Consider the following 13,474-nt stretch of genomic DNA (forward strand, 5'->3'; position numbering starts at 1 on the left):
TCGCCAGGTTTGGGAGCGATAGTCTGCTGGTCAGGCTATAAGCCAGCAGCATCCCAAACCGCGCGAGATTCTAACAGCTTGCAGGCAAGTGCGTTAGATCCGTGTCTTTAGTGTATAGAGCATTTCGAGCGCACGACGCGGTGTCATGTCGTCCAGATCAAGTTTGGCCAGATCATCCAGCACCGGATGCGGCAGGCTGGCGAACATGTCGCTCTGCTGCGGAGCGGCCGGTTTGCCTTTGGCGGTCTTGGGAACTTCATGAGGCAGGGCGGTCGCTTCCAGCCGGCCCAGGTGTTCGCGAGCGCGCACGATCACTTCGCTCGGCACACCGGCCAACTGCGCAACCGCAAGGCCGTAGCTCTGGCTGGCAGGCCCTGGCAGCACGTGGTGCAGGAACACGATGCGTTCGTTGTGCTCGGTGGCATTAAGGTGCACGTTGGCCACCAGCGGCTGGGCTTCCGGCAACACGGTCAGCTCAAAGTAGTGGGTGGCGAACAGCGTATAAGCCCGCAGATGCGCCAGGCGTTCGGCCGCAGCCCACGCCAGGGACAGACCGTCGAAGGTGCTGGTGCCGCGACCAACTTCGTCCATCAGTACCAGGCTGCGCTCGGTGGCGTTGTGCAGAATGTTCGCTGTTTCGCTCATTTCGACCATGAAGGTCGAACGCCCGCCGGCCAGGTCATCGCTGGAGCCGATCCGGGTAAAGATCCGGTCCACCAGAGACAACTCGCAACTGGCTGCCGGCACGAAGCTGCCGATGTGTGCCAACAGCACGATCAGAGCGGTCTGGCGCATGTAGGTGGATTTACCACCCATGTTCGGACCGGTGATCACCAGCATGCGGGTGTTGTCGTCGAGGCTCAGGTCGTTGGCCACGAACGGCGTGGTCAGTACTTGCTCCACCACCGGGTGACGACCCTGGCTGATGCGCATGCACGGCTCACTGACGAAACGCGGGCAGTTCAGATCGAGGTTCAGCGCGCGTTCGGCAAGGTTACTCAGCACGTCCAGCTCGGCCAGTGCCGCGGCGGTGTCTTGCAGCGGTGGCAACTGGGAAATCAAATCTTCGAGCAGTGCTTCGTAGAGCATCTTCTCGCGCGCCAGGGCGCGGCTCTTCGCCGACAGGGCCTTGTCTTCGAACGCCTTCAGTTCCGGCGTAATGAAGCGCTCGGCACCTTTCAACGTCTGGCGACGGATATAGTCTGCCGGCGCCGATTCGGCCTGCTTGCTTGGCAACTCGATGAAGTAGCCATGAATGCGGTTGTAACCGACTTTCAGGTGCGACAGACCGGTACGGGCCTTCTCGCGTGCTTCAAGGTCGATCAGGAACTGCCCGGCGTTTTCGCTGAGCGATTGCAAGTCGTCCAGCTCGGCGTCGTAACCGGTTTTCAACACGCCGCCGTCACGGATGACCGCTGGTGGGTTGTCGATGATGGCTTTTTCCAGCAGGGCCGCCAGTTCCGGGTAGGTGCTGGTGGTCTTCGCCAGTTGAATGATGTGCGGAGCTTCCAGCTCGGTCATCGCCACTTGCAACTCAGGCAATGCACCGAGCGCATCGCGCAGGCGAGCCAGGTCACGAGGGCGGGCATTGCGCAGGCCGATCCGCGCCAGGATCCGCTCGATGTCGCCGATTTCCTTGAGCTGCGGTTGCAGTTTCTCGAAGCGGTAACCGTCGAGCAGGCAGGTGATCGAGGTCTGGCGCGCCAGCAATACGGTCAGATCCCGCAGCGGACGGTTCAGCCAACGGGTCAGCAGGCGGCTGCCCATGGCGGTCTGGCAGCGATCGACCACTGATTGCAACGTGTTGTCGCGACCGCCGGCCAGGTTGGTGTCCAGTTCCAGGTTGCGACGGCTCGCGCCGTCCAGCACCACGGTGTCGTCCAGGCGTTCATGACGCAGACTGCGCAAATGGGGCAGGGCGGTGCGCTGGGTTTCCTTGGCGTAACTGAGCAGGCAACCGGCGGCACCGATGGCCAGGGTCAGGTTCTCGCAGCCGAAACCTTTCAGGTCCTGGGTGGAAAACTGTTGGCAAAGACTTTTTAGTGCCGAATCGCGTTCGAAATCCCACGGCGCACGGCGACGAACCCCACGACGTTTCTCCGCCGGCAGGTCTTTCGGCCAATCATCCGGGATCATCAGCTCCACCGGATTGACGCGCTCCAGTTCTGCCAGCAGGTTTTCCCAGCCCTTGATCTCCAGCACGGTGAAGTTGCCGCTGGTGATATCCAGCACCGCCAGGCCGAACAGACGCTCGTCACCCAGCACCGCTGCAATCAGGTTATCCCGACGCTCATCCAGCAGCGCTTCATCGCTGACCGTACCCGGCGTGATGATCCGCACCACCTGACGATCCACCGGCCCCTTGCTGGTCGCCGGGTCGCCGACCTGCTCACAGATCACCACCGACTCGCCGAGCTTGACCAGTTTCGCCAGGTAACCTTCCGCGGCGTGGTAAGGAATCCCACACATCGGAATCGCCTGACCCGCCGACTGCCCACGGGCGGTCAGGGTGATGTCCAGCAATTTGGCAGCCTTCTTCGCATCTTCATAGAAGATCTCGTAAAAGTCGCCCATGCGGTAGAACATCAGCTGGTCAGGGTGCTGGTTTTTCAGGCGCCAGTACTGCTGCATCATTGGCGTGTGGGAGGACAGATCAGAGAGCGCTTTATTCATCGGATAATCAGGCAAATTCGTTGAAAGGTGTAGGGCAAAGGAGGGGCATCGGCCCGGCTTTTCCGCGATGGGCGCAAGGTTAACATGGGCGGTCCACCCGACGCAGGCATGAAAGCCCCGCGATACATTTCTTCTGTCTATGCACGACATATGCGCCATTTATGCAATTTGGCATTTGTCTTCCGCGAAAAGAACAAGCACTATGCGCTTTATGCAAAAACGCAATGTTTCTACCGTCTTAAGAGCGCTGCTCGATCAGCACGGGATCTCCCCCACGGAGCTTCACCGTCGCACCGGCGTGCCTCAATCCACTCTCTCGCGGATCCTCAGCGGGAAGATCGTCGATCCCTCGGATAAACATATCTCGAAGATTGCCGAGTACTTCGCCGTCAGCACCGACCAGTTGCGGGGCCGTGCGGATGTTGCGCCGGCAGCCAGCACCGGGCGCGATCAATTGCATTCGGAACTCAAGGACATAAGTCTGTGGGACGACGATACGCCCGTCGATGATGACGAGGTATCGGTCCCCTTTCTTCGCGAGGTTGAATTGGCTGCAGGATCAGGAAGGTTCGTCATCGAAGAGAGCGAGCGCTCTAGCCTGCGCTTCGGCAAGCGGAGTCTGCGCCACAACGGCGTGCAGTTCGACCAGGCAAAATGCGTGACGGTGCGCGGCAACAGTATGTTGCCGGTACTGCGCGACGGCGCCACCGTCGGCGTTAATGCCGGCAAGTGCGGGATCGGCGATATCGTGGATGGCGACCTTTATGCCATCAACCATAACGGCCAGCTGCGGGTGAAACAGCTTTATCGCCTGCCTACCGGGATACGCCTGCGCAGCTTCAATCGCGACGAACATCCGGACGAGGACTACACCTTCCAGGAAATCCAGGAAGAGCAGATTGTCATCCTCGGTCACGTCTTCTGGTGGGGCATGTACGCCCGTTAACCTCACCGCTGTCAGATAAAACCCGCCACCGTGTGGGTTTTTTTTCGCCTGCCAAAAACCAGTAGCGCCTTTGTCTGCGGGGCTTTTATGCGTCTGTGCATTTTTAGCGCATAAATAAATGCATCAATGCATTGACTGTATATGCATCCATGCATATTCTTTGTCTCAAGCCGCTCAACAAAGCAGCTCGAAGCAAAGCTCTTTAGTTCCACCACAAAGGCAGCGATGAACCGGCCTCAACGGTTCAGAGGGTTGGCAACTGACCCGGGTGTGCAGCGTAAAGCACCAGAAGCAGTTATCCGGCGGGCAGGGACCGCGGTCGGAAAAACAATATGAATGGACCCGTACCGCGCCAGTAGCGCCGAAAGGTCAATGCGAAGGATCGCATTCTGAAAAGCCCGGTTAGCGCCGGGCTTTTTGGAATGCCTACCTCGTCCGAGGTTTATCAACCTCAACTACAGAAAGGATTCGGCAGAAGCCAGGAGGCATCTCGATGTTGAAAGATTGCAGATGTGGGCAGTGCAAAAGACTTCTCGCCCGAGTGGGTGAGTACACCGAGCTCCAGATCAAATGTTCCCGATGCGGGACGCTGAATCATGTGAAGGCAACGAGCCTCGAGCGATCGCCTGTGAGCGATATGAGCGCTGCCTCAGCAGCGCAAATAACTCAATTAACTCAATAGGTGAACCATGAACGGTTTCAAGAAATATATTGCCCCGCTGTTGCTGTCCGCTGCTCTGCTCGGCGCTGGGGGCAACGCTGTTGCCGCCAACCTTTTGGTCAATGGCAGCTTTGAACTGCCAGGCTGCAGCGTTAGTTGCGTACTGGATACCACGCAGAAAGCCAACTTCATCACGGGTTGGACGACGTTTCTGTCCGGTGCCGAGTACTTCAATATGCCTGCCTCGATCGGCGGCTCTGTCGCCGCGGATGGCGTTGTAATTGTCGACTTGGCCAACAACGTTTATGGCAACGGCGGCGGCATTCAGCAGAACTTTGCCACCACGGTCGGCGCCAAATACCGATTGACCTTCAGTGCGGGTAATTCGCGCTATGCCAGTCGCTCCGGCGACGGTGTCATCCAGGTGAAAGTGGCGGGGCAAACCGCCACGTTCAACACCCCGTCCGCTAACGGTGGAACAGTCGAGTGGAACACCATCACGTACGACTTCACCGCCACCACGGCTCAAACGACGCTGGCCTTCTCCAACGAGCAGAACCCGTACGCCAATTTTGCCTTCATCGACAACGTAATCGTTGAGCCTATTTAAAACCTGGTCGCCTGCCATCCACAGGACTGGCAGTCGTTTCTCTGCACTTGAGCGACGACTGCTGATCACCAAGGCTGCATTCGAAACACACCATCCAATTACTCATTAATCACCCCCAGGAGGCGTGACATGACAAACGAGCAACAAGCGTTGCTGGACATGCCGATCTGGCTGGTCATCGTTCTCGCCCTGGTGGGTGGGGTTTCCGGCGAAATGTGGCGCGCCGACAAGGAGGGCGCCCGCGGCTGGTCATTGCTGCGGCGCCTGGCCTTGCGATCCGGGGCCTGCATGGTCTGCGGGGTCTCGGCCATCATGCTGCTGTATGCCGCCGGCGTGTCGATCTGGACGGCTTGCGCGTTCGGTTGCCTGACGGCGATGGCCGGGGCAGACGTTGCCATTGGCCTTTATGAGCGCTGGGCAGCCAAGCGGATTGGCGTTTGCGAAGTGCCGCCGCGAGATTCTCGCCAGGATCACTGAACACAAAGCCCAATGGAATGGCGAGCAGCGGTGCCGACCGGCATCCGACCCGCAAGGACGCGGGTTTTCCAAGGCCAGTACCTTTCACTCAATCCCGCCAACAAGGGGGGGTATTGCTTGGTGAAAAACCATGAAGATCACCCCCCTAATTTCCCAACTGTGTGATCACTGCCCAACCCTCGCCGGTCGCGTGGCTGCCGGCATCGACCTCGAAACGCTGCAAGTCAGTACCCCGAGGGTTGTTGACGAAGGTCGCAGTGTTGACCCAGGTCGAATGGCTGGTAATTGGCAAGTTGATATATTGAAGTCACACACACATGAACTAAAAAGCGACATGTTGGGTGTTCCCTCAGGTGCAGGGTCAGTCGCTCCCGATGCTCTATTCAATCAAGGTCCGAGCAGTCTTGGTTTTACCGAAGTAACCGAAGTAACCGAAGTAACCGAGGATACCGAGGATACCGAAGTTACCGAAGTAGCCGAAGTTGCAGGAGTTACAGGAGTTACAGGAGTTACAGGAGGTATAGAAACGCGTCCACGAAATGTTGCCTACCCAGGCAGAATAAAACTCATCTGAAATTAACGCTGGTCTGCGTTTTTAATGGATGCTCAAGATTTTTCAATAGAGGTGTTTATGGTTTATTACTATTTTTCTGAAACAACGCAGGAATTGTTCGGTCCGGTGGAGTTGCCGGTGATCCCCGGTATGGGCGTTGTCCTGCCAGGCAATGCGATAGAGTTGCCGGAAGCATTGCCGGTCGCCGAAACGGGCTATGTCTGGGTCTGGCGTAACGGTGCCGCTTCGCAACTGATCGATTTGCGCAACCGCGAGGCGTATCGCAAAGACACAGGTGGCGTTGAAATCTGGTTCGAGTTGGGCCCGTTGCCTGACTATCTGACCTTCAAGCCTCGTCCCGGCGAATATTATGTTTGGCTGAATGATGACTGGGTGCTGGACTTGGCTGCCGAACTAACAGGCAAAACCGCTCAAGCCAATGCCCAGCGAGACAGTCGTCTGTTTCAGATTGTTATTCGCGTCGCGCCGCTGCAATACGCTTATGAACTAGGTGAGGCCACCAGTGTTCAACTGGCCACTCTGCAAGAGTGGAAACGCTATACGCTCAAGTTGATGGACATTGAACAGCAACCGGACTTCCCGATGATCATTGACTGGCCGGCTTCACCTGTCAGTGGCGTAACCGTATAAACCCTGGAGCTTATTGATAACTGGAAGTGCAGTCGTGTGTTACCAGCACACGGCTGCCTGCAAAATACCAACGGAAGGATATACCGTGGACTATCCCAATAGTGTCCCCAGCGCCGGTTTGGTGGACGTCAAGTTTGTCGATGAAAACCCGATCACGGGGACTCCAGGTTCTTCGCTCGTGGCCACCATGTGGGCGGCGACGGGGCGATGGTCATCCTGGTCGGGGGACCGGTACCAAACAGGGCTGCCGCCTGAAAGCCCGGAATTTTTCCGATCAGGTACAGGCGGGATTGGCCGCAAGAGTCGTTCTTTCCTTTCAGCGAGCATCGACCCAGTGCGCCACTTTGGCTGGCTGGATATCTTTGGCACGAACCAGACACTCGTCAGGGCCTGGGGGCTATATGACAGTTACGCAGCAACAACTACAGATCGTTATGCCCAACGCCCGCTCCCAAGCGGGCGTTTTCATTTCCGCCCTGAACACAGCCATGTCTCACCGCAACATCAACACCCCAAAACGTATCGCCGCCTTCCTCGCGCAAGTCGGTCACGAATCGGGGCAGTTGCAATACGTGCTTGAGTTAGGGGGCGCTCAATACTTGAGCAAGTACGACACTGGCGCACTGGCTGTCCGCCTTGGCAATACGCCAGAGCCAGACGGCGACGGTCAAAAGTACCGCGGCCGAGGCCTGATTCAGATCACAGGACGCGACAATTATCGTCAGTGCAGTCTCGGACTCTTCGGTGATGATCGTTTACTGTTTTTGCCTGAACTACTGGAAAAACCCCAATGGGCCGCCGAATCAGCCGCCTGGTTCTGGGAGCAAAATGGCTTCAATGAACTGGCCGACCGCGACCAGTTCAACAGCATCACCCGTCGCATCAACGGCGGCCTGAACGGTTTGCAGGATCGCTTGCAACTCTGGGCGCGGGCGAGGGCGGTGTTATGCCAGCCTTCGGTTTGATCCCGATGTCTTACCGCGTCATTGGCATTGTTGTGTTTCTAACTGTGTTGGCCGGCGGATCGGCGGCGCTGGCCTGGCACTTTCAGGATTGGCGTTATGGCCGGCAACTGGCGGAACAGGCCACGCTGCACGCCGAGGCGCTGAATCAGCAGACTCTGGCAGCCGCAATGCAGCAACAGACCGAGCAGGGCAAGCGTCTAGCACTGGAGCGGCATCTTTCGACCAGCGAACAAACCCATTACCGAGCGCTTAGCGATGCCCAACGTGATCAAGGTCGCCTGCGCGATCGTCTTGCCACTGCTGATGTGCGCTTGTCAGTCCTCCTTGATGCCCATGACGCGGCCTCTGTCTGTGCAATGCCAACCGCCTCCGGAGCCTGCCGCGTGGATCATGGAACCGCGTGCGCCCGACTTGACCCTGCGCATGCTCAGCGAATTATCGCCATCACCGACGGCGGGGACCGCGGACTGATTGCCTTGCAGGCCTGTCAGGCTTATATCAGAGCCCTTGCTCGCTAACATTTTGATCAATCCTGCGCCTTGCAAGCGCGTTACGCTCGTGTACGGTAGTTCTCATTCCGCTTGCTCAGGAGATGACCGTGAAAGAAATCACCCAACTGGCCGCTGAACTTGGCAGGCGCATGCAGGTTCTCAATGCCCACGTCACCGCCGCAGAGTCTTGCACCGGCGGCGGGATCAGCGAGGCGATCACCCGGGTTCCGGGGAGTTCGGCATGGTTCGAGGCTGGTTACGTGACGTACTCCAACCGTCAAAAAATCTTGCAACTGAATGTGCCCGAGGCGTTGTTCGAGACGGTGGGAGCGGTGAGTCGCGAGGTGGTCGAGGCCATGGTCCGCGGCGCGCAGGAGAAAAGTCATGCGCATTTTGCCGTCGCGGTCAGCGGTGTGGCGGGGCCGGACGGCGGTTCCGCGAGCAAGCCGGTTGGCACCGTCTGGCTAGCCTGGGGCGTCGGGGAGGCGGTGTTCAGCGAGGTCCAGCACTTCCCCGGAAACCGCGACGAGGTCCGCCGACAAACGGTCAAGGCCGCGCTAGAGGGGCTGCTGCGCCATGCCACTGGAGAAATCTCAAATCAGGGGTAGGCGATCCTGAAACGCTGTGGAATAATACTGGCTACTTATACAGGTGTTGGCCGTCAGGCCTTATTGATTACGTGAGGACTTTAATGGACGACAACAAGAAGAAAGCCTTGGCTGCGGCCCTGGGTCAGATCGAACGTCAATTCGGCAAGGGTGCCGTAATGCGTATGGGCGATCAGGACCGTCAGGCGATCCCGGCTATCTCCACTGGCTCTCTGGGTCTGGACATCGCGCTCGGCATTGGCGGTCTGCCAAAAGGTCGTATCGTTGAAATCTACGGTCCTGAATCCTCCGGTAAAACCACGCTGACACTGTCGGTGATCGCCCAGGCTCAAAAAGCCGGCGCGACCTGCGCATTCGTCGATGCTGAACACGCCCTTGACCCTGAATACGCCGGCAAACTGGGCGTCAACGTCGACGACCTGCTGGTTTCGCAGCCGGACACCGGCGAGCAAGCCCTGGAAATCACCGACATGCTGGTGCGTTCCAACGCCGTTGACGTGATCATCGTCGACTCCGTGGCGGCTCTGGTTCCAAAGGCTGAAATCGAAGGCGAAATGGGTGACATGCACGTGGGCCTGCAAGCCCGCCTGATGTCCCAGGCGCTGCGTAAAATCACCGGTAACATCAAGAACGCCAACTGCCTGGTTATCTTCATCAACCAGATCCGTATGAAAATCGGTGTGATGTTCGGCAGCCCGGAAACCACCACCGGTGGTAACGCGCTGAAGTTCTACGCTTCGGTTCGTCTGGACATCCGCCGTACTGGCGCGGTGAAAGAAGGTGACGAAGTCGTCGGTAGCGAAACCCGCGTCAAAGTCGTTAAGAACAAGGTGGCTTCGCCGTTCCGTCAGGCTGAATTCCAGATTCTTTACGGCAAGGGCATCTACCTCAACGGTGAGATGATCGACCTGGGCGTGCTGCACGGTTTCGTTGAGAAGTCCGGCGCCTGGTATGCCTATGAAGGCACCAAGATCGGTCAGGGCAAGGCTAACTCGGCCAAGTTCCTGGCAGACAATCCGGAAATCGCCGCCAAGCTCGAGAAGCAACTGCGCGACAAGTTGCTGACTCCAGCGCCGGACGTTAAAGCATCGCCAGTCAAAGAGACTGCTGATGACCTGGCTGACGCTGATATCTGATTGATCCGATGACCGCCGTACTCGATACACTCGTCGCGGTGCGGCGAACCGCAATGGACCTGCTCGCGCGACGCGAGCACGGTCGAGTCGAGTTGACGCGTAAACTGCGTCAACGCGGCGCCCTCCCTGAAATGATCGACACGGCACTCGACCGCTTGACGGAAGAAGGCCTGCTGTCCGAGTCCCGCTACCTCGAAAGCTTTGTTTCCTACCGTTCCCGTTCCGGTTACGGCCCTTTGCGTATTCGCGAAGAGTTGAGCCAGCGCGGCCTGCAACGTAGCGACATCGAACTCGCTTTACGCGAGAGCGGTATCAACTGGCAGGAACAACTGGAAGACACCTGGCGGCGAAAGTTTTCCGGGCATTTACCGATAGACGCCCGGGAACGTGCCAAACAAGGCAGGTTCCTGAGTTATCGGGGATATTCCATGGAAATGATCAGCCGCTTGTTCAGCGGCCGAGGGATGGACGATTGACTGAAACGGCTCGCTATTTCGATAGCGGGCCGTTTTTTTTGCTTACGTAACCTTGGACGGCTCCCGCGAGCGCTGTTGCGCCTGGGGTTGGGATTGCGTCCAATTTTCCGGCAGGTTGATGTAGTCCACCAGTTCCCGCAGGCGTCCATGATCACGGGCGTTGAAGGTGAAAGCGAGTCGCGCCAGGTGGCTGAACTGCGGTTCGTCGTGTTCCTCTCCGCTGTAGGCGTGTTGATGGAAGTGATCGCTCAGACACAGGTCGGCAAATGCCTCCTGCATGTGTTCGAGCGCCTCGTCGCTGAGCTTGTGATTCATGCGGATCACGAATTGATGCTTGAGCCAGCGGCTGGAGTGGAAGTTGCTGTAGAACTGGTTGATCTGCTCCACAGCTTCTTCCGCGCTGTAGACCAGACTGACGAGTTTCATATCGGTCGGCAGGATGTAGCGATTTTCCTCCAGTTGATGGTGGATGAAGTCCAGCGCGCCTTGCCAGAATTTGCCGCCGGGAGCGTCCAGTAATATCACGGGCACCAGCGGGCTTTTGCCAGTCTGGATCAATGTCAGCACTTCCAGCGCTTCATCCAGGGTACCGAAACCGCCAGGGCACAGGACCAGCGCATCGGCTTCCTTGACGAAGAACAGCTTGCGGGTGAAGAAGAAGTGGAAAGGCAGCAGGTTGGTGGTGCCATTCACGGTGGGATTGGCATGCTGCTCGAAGGGCAGGGTGATATTGAATCCCAAACTGTGTGCCAGGCCAGCACCTTCGTGGGCCGCCGCCATGATGCCGCCACCGGCACCAGTGATGACCATCAGGTCTGAGCGCGCCAGCGCGGCGCCAAGTTCCCGGGCCAGACCGTACAAAGGATGTTCTATAGGTGTTCGGGCCGAGCCAAAAACGGTGACCTTTCGGCGCCCCCTGAATTGCTCCAGAACACGGAAAGCGTGTTCCAGTTCACGCAGGGCTTGAAGGGTGATCTTGGCATTCCAGCGGTTGTGATCTTCCTGGGCCATGCGTAGCACGGTCAGGATCATGTCGCGGTAGATCGGGATGTTCGGGCTGTTGGGTGAAACAAGGTTGAGTTGCTCTTCGACCTTGCTGATGAGGTCGTGGCCGCTTTCTTCAAAATGACGGCTCAGGAGGTCATTCGGTTGGTAAGGCATCAACTTCTCCTTCCATACAGGCTCTGTTTTTCCCTTGGATGAAGGAAACATTCGCACAACAAGACGCGCAATGGGCAGCCCTTTTCCTGCCCTGAAAAGTAAACGTGAACACTATGAATCTAGACCCTCATGGCGTTTTTCGCTGACTTGATCATTGCGCCGCAAAATCTTTCCTGGCAACCGCTTATTGGCGATTTTCAAGGTGCTTTCACCGCTCGTCTGAACGCAAGGCGAGTGTCCGACAGTCTGATTTACTAAATTACAGGCACGACACGACAACTTTGCGTCAAAGGCAGGACGCACGTTACAAGCGGTTCAAGGAATTTATCGCTCAAGCAAGGGCGAGGTGCAGGGAGGCGGGAAGGTATGACCAGAGTTATTCTGGAGATCGATACACAACTGTATCGATTACTGAAGTCATCGGCCGAGACCAATCATTTGAGTCTCGAAGAAGAGTGCTGCCGGCGTCTGGAGGGCGCCGACCGACGCTCGCGTTACTTGCAAGCGCTGTTGGCAGAACTGCGCGCCGAGGATGAACAGCGGCGCGCCAATTCCCGTTGATTACTTCTTCTTGGCCGGAGCCGCTTTCGGGCAGTCCGATTCCTGATAGCTGGCGGAGCCGACGGAGCGGTTGGTCTTCACTTCAGTGAAGTCGTAACGCATGACCGCGCCCTTGGCCATCAGTTTGCGGAACGATGGGTTGTTGCATACAGAGGCGCCAAGCTGGAAATACACAGCTTTCGGGTCGGCACGCATCTTGTTGGCGTGGCTGCTTTGTACGCTTAGATGGTTGATCAGCGTGTTGCCTTCGACGGTGTAGCCCTGATCAAGAATGTCTTCGTTGATCGCCCGTGGAGTACCAACACTGCTTTGTGTGGCGACGTTTCGCAGCTCTCTGTTGAGATTCTGCTCACTCAAGGAAGCAGCCTGAGCGCTGAAGGACGACGCCAGCAAAATGGCAGCGGTGGGAACGATAAGGCGCAGCATGAAACTCTCCTGGTTCAGTGACTGGTGGTTCGACCCGTCACATGACTGTGCGTTCAGTGGCGGCGAATTATAGGGGACGAGGCCTGGACGGTACAGGCTTGCGCCGGCTGCTCTGATAAACTGCCGCCACTTTCTGCCCTGCCGAGTGTTTTTCGTGTCGATTTTCTTCCCCTGCCGGCGTTGCCTGCGATGAACCCTGCAACCCCACGCTTTGCTGCGAACGCAGTCGCCCGCTTGCGCGATGAGCGAGAGGAAGAGGGCATCAAACCGATTCAGGCCCGAGGCTGGAGGGCACCGCGTTGCCGAGCCTGCCGCGTGATCGAGAGCCACTGCCTGTGCGCCTGGCGCCCGCAGGTGGAGGCCCGCTCTGGCGTGTGCCTGATCATGACCAACAAGGAAGTGTTCAAACCGAGCAACACCGGGTGGCTGATCGCGGATGTGGTGCGCGACAACCATGCGTTCATCTGGTCGCGTACGGAAGTTGATGAGCAACTGCTGGCGCTGCTGGCCGATCCGCAATGGCAGCCCTATCTGGTGTTTCCGGGTGAGTACGTCGAGCCCGAGCGTGTCACAAACAGCGTCGATGCCGATAGTTCGAAGCGTCCGCTGTTCATTCTGCTGGATGCCACCTGGACAGAAGCCCGGAAGATTTTCCGCAAAAGCCCCTACTTTGATCGGCTGCCGATCCTGAGCCTGTTGCCCGAGAAGTTGTCGCGGTACCGGTTGCGCCGATCAACCCGCAGCGAGCATTTATGCACAGCCGAAGTGGCGGCGTTGTGTCTCGATCTGGCGGGTGATACCGAGGCGGCGTCGGCACTGGACGCTTATTTCGACGTGTTCAGCCAACATTACCTTGATGCCAAACATCAGCTTGAAATGGATGTTTCAACACCGGCACACGCCGAACTGATGCCTTTTGTGTAAAACGGCGCCCCTGTCACGCGCTGATTGTCGCCCATACTGCAAAGAACTGTCCTGGCCATGCACCTTGACCACCCCGGCTTCGCTGGGCATGCTTGGCGCCGATTAGGGCGCGGCCAAAGTTTGATACGCCGTATTCTTTACGTGGATAGCCACGT

At 57.8% G+C, this 13,474-nt stretch carries 16 protein-coding genes and 1 pseudogene; 14 read left to right on the top strand and 3 right to left on the bottom strand.

Features of this window, described 5'->3' with window-relative positions; all coding sequences use genetic code 11:
* Positions 1–93: 93 nt before the first annotated feature.
* Entirely contained in the window at positions 94–2,673 is a 2,580-nt protein-coding gene (gene mutS / locus PMI27_RS07910; RefSeq protein ID WP_008154009.1) for a DNA mismatch repair protein MutS, read from the bottom strand.
* Between the two features lie 211 nt (positions 2,674–2,884).
* On the opposite strand from mutS, the gene PMI27_RS07905 reads away from it, so the two are divergent.
* The 12 genes and pseudogenes from PMI27_RS07905 (at position 2,885) to recX (ending at position 10,247) form a co-directional block, all read left to right on the top strand.
* On the top strand, positions 2,885–3,619 hold the full coding sequence (locus tag PMI27_RS07905; RefSeq protein WP_033053549.1) for a LexA family transcriptional regulator: 735 nt from the start codon (positions 2,885–2,887) through the stop codon (positions 3,617–3,619).
* A 493-nt stretch (positions 3,620–4,112) separates the two neighbouring features.
* The gene (locus tag PMI27_RS30665) at positions 4,113–4,301 is read left to right on the top strand and encodes a Com family DNA-binding transcriptional regulator (RefSeq protein WP_081757428.1); all 189 of its coding nucleotides are present in this window, start codon (positions 4,113–4,115) and stop codon (positions 4,299–4,301) included.
* A 7-nt stretch (positions 4,302–4,308) separates the two neighbouring features.
* Entirely contained in the window at positions 4,309–4,890 is a 582-nt protein-coding gene (locus PMI27_RS07900; RefSeq protein WP_008154004.1) for a DUF642 domain-containing protein, read from the top strand.
* Between the two features lie 129 nt (positions 4,891–5,019).
* Positions 5,020–5,367, top strand: a complete 348-nt coding sequence (locus PMI27_RS07895; RefSeq protein ID WP_008154001.1) for a phage holin family protein — start codon at positions 5,020–5,022, stop codon at positions 5,365–5,367.
* Between the two features lie 130 nt (positions 5,368–5,497).
* Positions 5,498–5,941 carry a hypothetical protein gene (locus PMI27_RS31785; protein ID WP_081757429.1) on the top strand — a complete coding sequence of 148 codons (444 nt, stop codon included), beginning with the start codon at positions 5,498–5,500 and terminating at the stop codon, positions 5,939–5,941.
* A 24-nt stretch (positions 5,942–5,965) separates the two neighbouring features.
* A complete protein-coding gene (locus tag PMI27_RS07890; RefSeq protein WP_238545914.1) occupies positions 5,966–6,571 on the top strand; it encodes a tail fiber assembly protein in 606 nt (201 codons plus the stop codon).
* An 85-nt stretch (positions 6,572–6,656) separates the two neighbouring features.
* Positions 6,657–6,764, top strand: a pseudogene (locus tag PMI27_RS32545) (gp53-like domain-containing protein); the annotation flags it as partial.
* Positions 6,765–6,972: 208 nt separating this feature from the next.
* Positions 6,973–7,536 carry a glycoside hydrolase family 19 protein gene (locus tag PMI27_RS07885; RefSeq protein WP_008153997.1) on the top strand — a complete coding sequence of 188 codons (564 nt, stop codon included), beginning with the start codon at positions 6,973–6,975 and terminating at the stop codon, positions 7,534–7,536.
* Positions 7,518–8,054 (top strand): lysis system i-spanin subunit Rz, encoded by a 537-nt coding sequence (locus PMI27_RS07880; RefSeq protein ID WP_008153995.1) that lies wholly within the window; start codon positions 7,518–7,520, stop codon positions 8,052–8,054. Before PMI27_RS07885 ends, PMI27_RS07880 begins: the two co-directional genes overlap by 19 nt.
* An 80-nt stretch (positions 8,055–8,134) precedes the next feature.
* A complete protein-coding gene (locus PMI27_RS07875; protein WP_008153993.1) occupies positions 8,135–8,635 on the top strand; it encodes a CinA family protein in 501 nt (166 codons plus the stop codon).
* Between the two features lie 83 nt (positions 8,636–8,718).
* A complete protein-coding gene (gene recA / locus PMI27_RS07870) occupies positions 8,719–9,771 on the top strand; it encodes a recombinase RecA (RefSeq protein ID WP_007907270.1) in 1,053 nt (350 codons plus the stop codon).
* Positions 9,772–9,779: 8 nt separating this feature from the next.
* On the top strand, positions 9,780–10,247 hold the full coding sequence (recX, locus tag PMI27_RS07865; protein WP_008153991.1) for a recombination regulator RecX: 468 nt from the start codon (positions 9,780–9,782) through the stop codon (positions 10,245–10,247).
* Positions 10,248–10,289: 42 nt separating this feature from the next.
* On the opposite strand, the gene PMI27_RS07860 is transcribed toward recX, so the two are convergent.
* Positions 10,290–11,408 (bottom strand): TIGR00730 family Rossman fold protein, encoded by a 1,119-nt coding sequence (locus tag PMI27_RS07860; RefSeq protein ID WP_008153989.1) that lies wholly within the window; start codon positions 11,406–11,408, stop codon positions 10,290–10,292.
* A 366-nt stretch (positions 11,409–11,774) separates the two neighbouring features.
* On the opposite strand from PMI27_RS07860, the gene PMI27_RS07855 reads away from it, so the two are divergent.
* Positions 11,775–11,969, top strand: a complete 195-nt coding sequence (locus PMI27_RS07855; RefSeq protein WP_008153987.1) for a hypothetical protein — start codon at positions 11,775–11,777, stop codon at positions 11,967–11,969.
* Here PMI27_RS07855 and PMI27_RS07850 read toward each other — a convergent pair whose 3' ends face one another.
* On the bottom strand, positions 11,970–12,395 hold the full coding sequence (locus tag PMI27_RS07850) for a PA3611 family quorum-sensing-regulated virulence factor (protein WP_008153984.1): 426 nt from the start codon (positions 12,393–12,395) through the stop codon (positions 11,970–11,972).
* A 189-nt stretch (positions 12,396–12,584) separates the two neighbouring features.
* On the opposite strand from PMI27_RS07850, the gene PMI27_RS07845 reads away from it, so the two are divergent.
* The gene (locus tag PMI27_RS07845) at positions 12,585–13,319 is read left to right on the top strand and encodes a tRNA-uridine aminocarboxypropyltransferase (protein ID WP_008153983.1); all 735 of its coding nucleotides are present in this window, start codon (positions 12,585–12,587) and stop codon (positions 13,317–13,319) included.
* Positions 13,320–13,474 lie beyond the last annotated feature (155 nt).

Source organism: Pseudomonas sp. GM41(2012) (genome assembly GCF_000282315.2).
Taxonomy (GTDB): Bacteria; Pseudomonadota; Gammaproteobacteria; order Pseudomonadales; family Pseudomonadaceae; genus Aquipseudomonas.

Bases quoted from the DNA above. Each gene is read 5' to 3' on its own strand.
- mutS (WP_008154009.1), bottom strand. From the start codon at position 2,673: ATGAATAAAGCGCTCTCTGATCTGTCCTCCCACACGCCAATGATGCAG.
- PMI27_RS07905 (WP_033053549.1), top strand. From the start codon at position 2,885: ATGCAAAAACGCAATGTTTCTACCGTCTTAAGAGCGCTGCTCGATCAG.
- PMI27_RS30665 (WP_081757428.1), top strand. From the start codon at position 4,113: ATGTTGAAAGATTGCAGATGTGGGCAGTGCAAAAGACTTCTCGCCCGA.
- PMI27_RS07900 (WP_008154004.1), top strand. From the start codon at position 4,309: ATGAACGGTTTCAAGAAATATATTGCCCCGCTGTTGCTGTCCGCTGCT.
- PMI27_RS07895 (WP_008154001.1), top strand. From the start codon at position 5,020: ATGACAAACGAGCAACAAGCGTTGCTGGACATGCCGATCTGGCTGGTC.
- PMI27_RS31785 (WP_081757429.1), top strand. From the start codon at position 5,498: ATGAAGATCACCCCCCTAATTTCCCAACTGTGTGATCACTGCCCAACC.
- PMI27_RS07890 (WP_238545914.1), top strand. From the start codon at position 5,966: ATGGATGCTCAAGATTTTTCAATAGAGGTGTTTATGGTTTATTACTAT.
- PMI27_RS07885 (WP_008153997.1), top strand. From the start codon at position 6,973: ATGACAGTTACGCAGCAACAACTACAGATCGTTATGCCCAACGCCCGC.
- PMI27_RS07880 (WP_008153995.1), top strand. From the start codon at position 7,518: ATGCCAGCCTTCGGTTTGATCCCGATGTCTTACCGCGTCATTGGCATT.
- recA (WP_007907270.1), top strand. From the start codon at position 8,719: ATGGACGACAACAAGAAGAAAGCCTTGGCTGCGGCCCTGGGTCAGATC.
- recX (WP_008153991.1), top strand. From the start codon at position 9,780: ATGACCGCCGTACTCGATACACTCGTCGCGGTGCGGCGAACCGCAATG.
- PMI27_RS07860 (WP_008153989.1), bottom strand. From the start codon at position 11,408: ATGCCTTACCAACCGAATGACCTCCTGAGCCGTCATTTTGAAGAAAGC.
- PMI27_RS07855 (WP_008153987.1), top strand. From the start codon at position 11,775: ATGACCAGAGTTATTCTGGAGATCGATACACAACTGTATCGATTACTG.
- PMI27_RS07850 (WP_008153984.1), bottom strand. From the start codon at position 12,395: ATGCTGCGCCTTATCGTTCCCACCGCTGCCATTTTGCTGGCGTCGTCC.
- PMI27_RS07845 (WP_008153983.1), top strand. From the start codon at position 12,585: ATGAACCCTGCAACCCCACGCTTTGCTGCGAACGCAGTCGCCCGCTTG.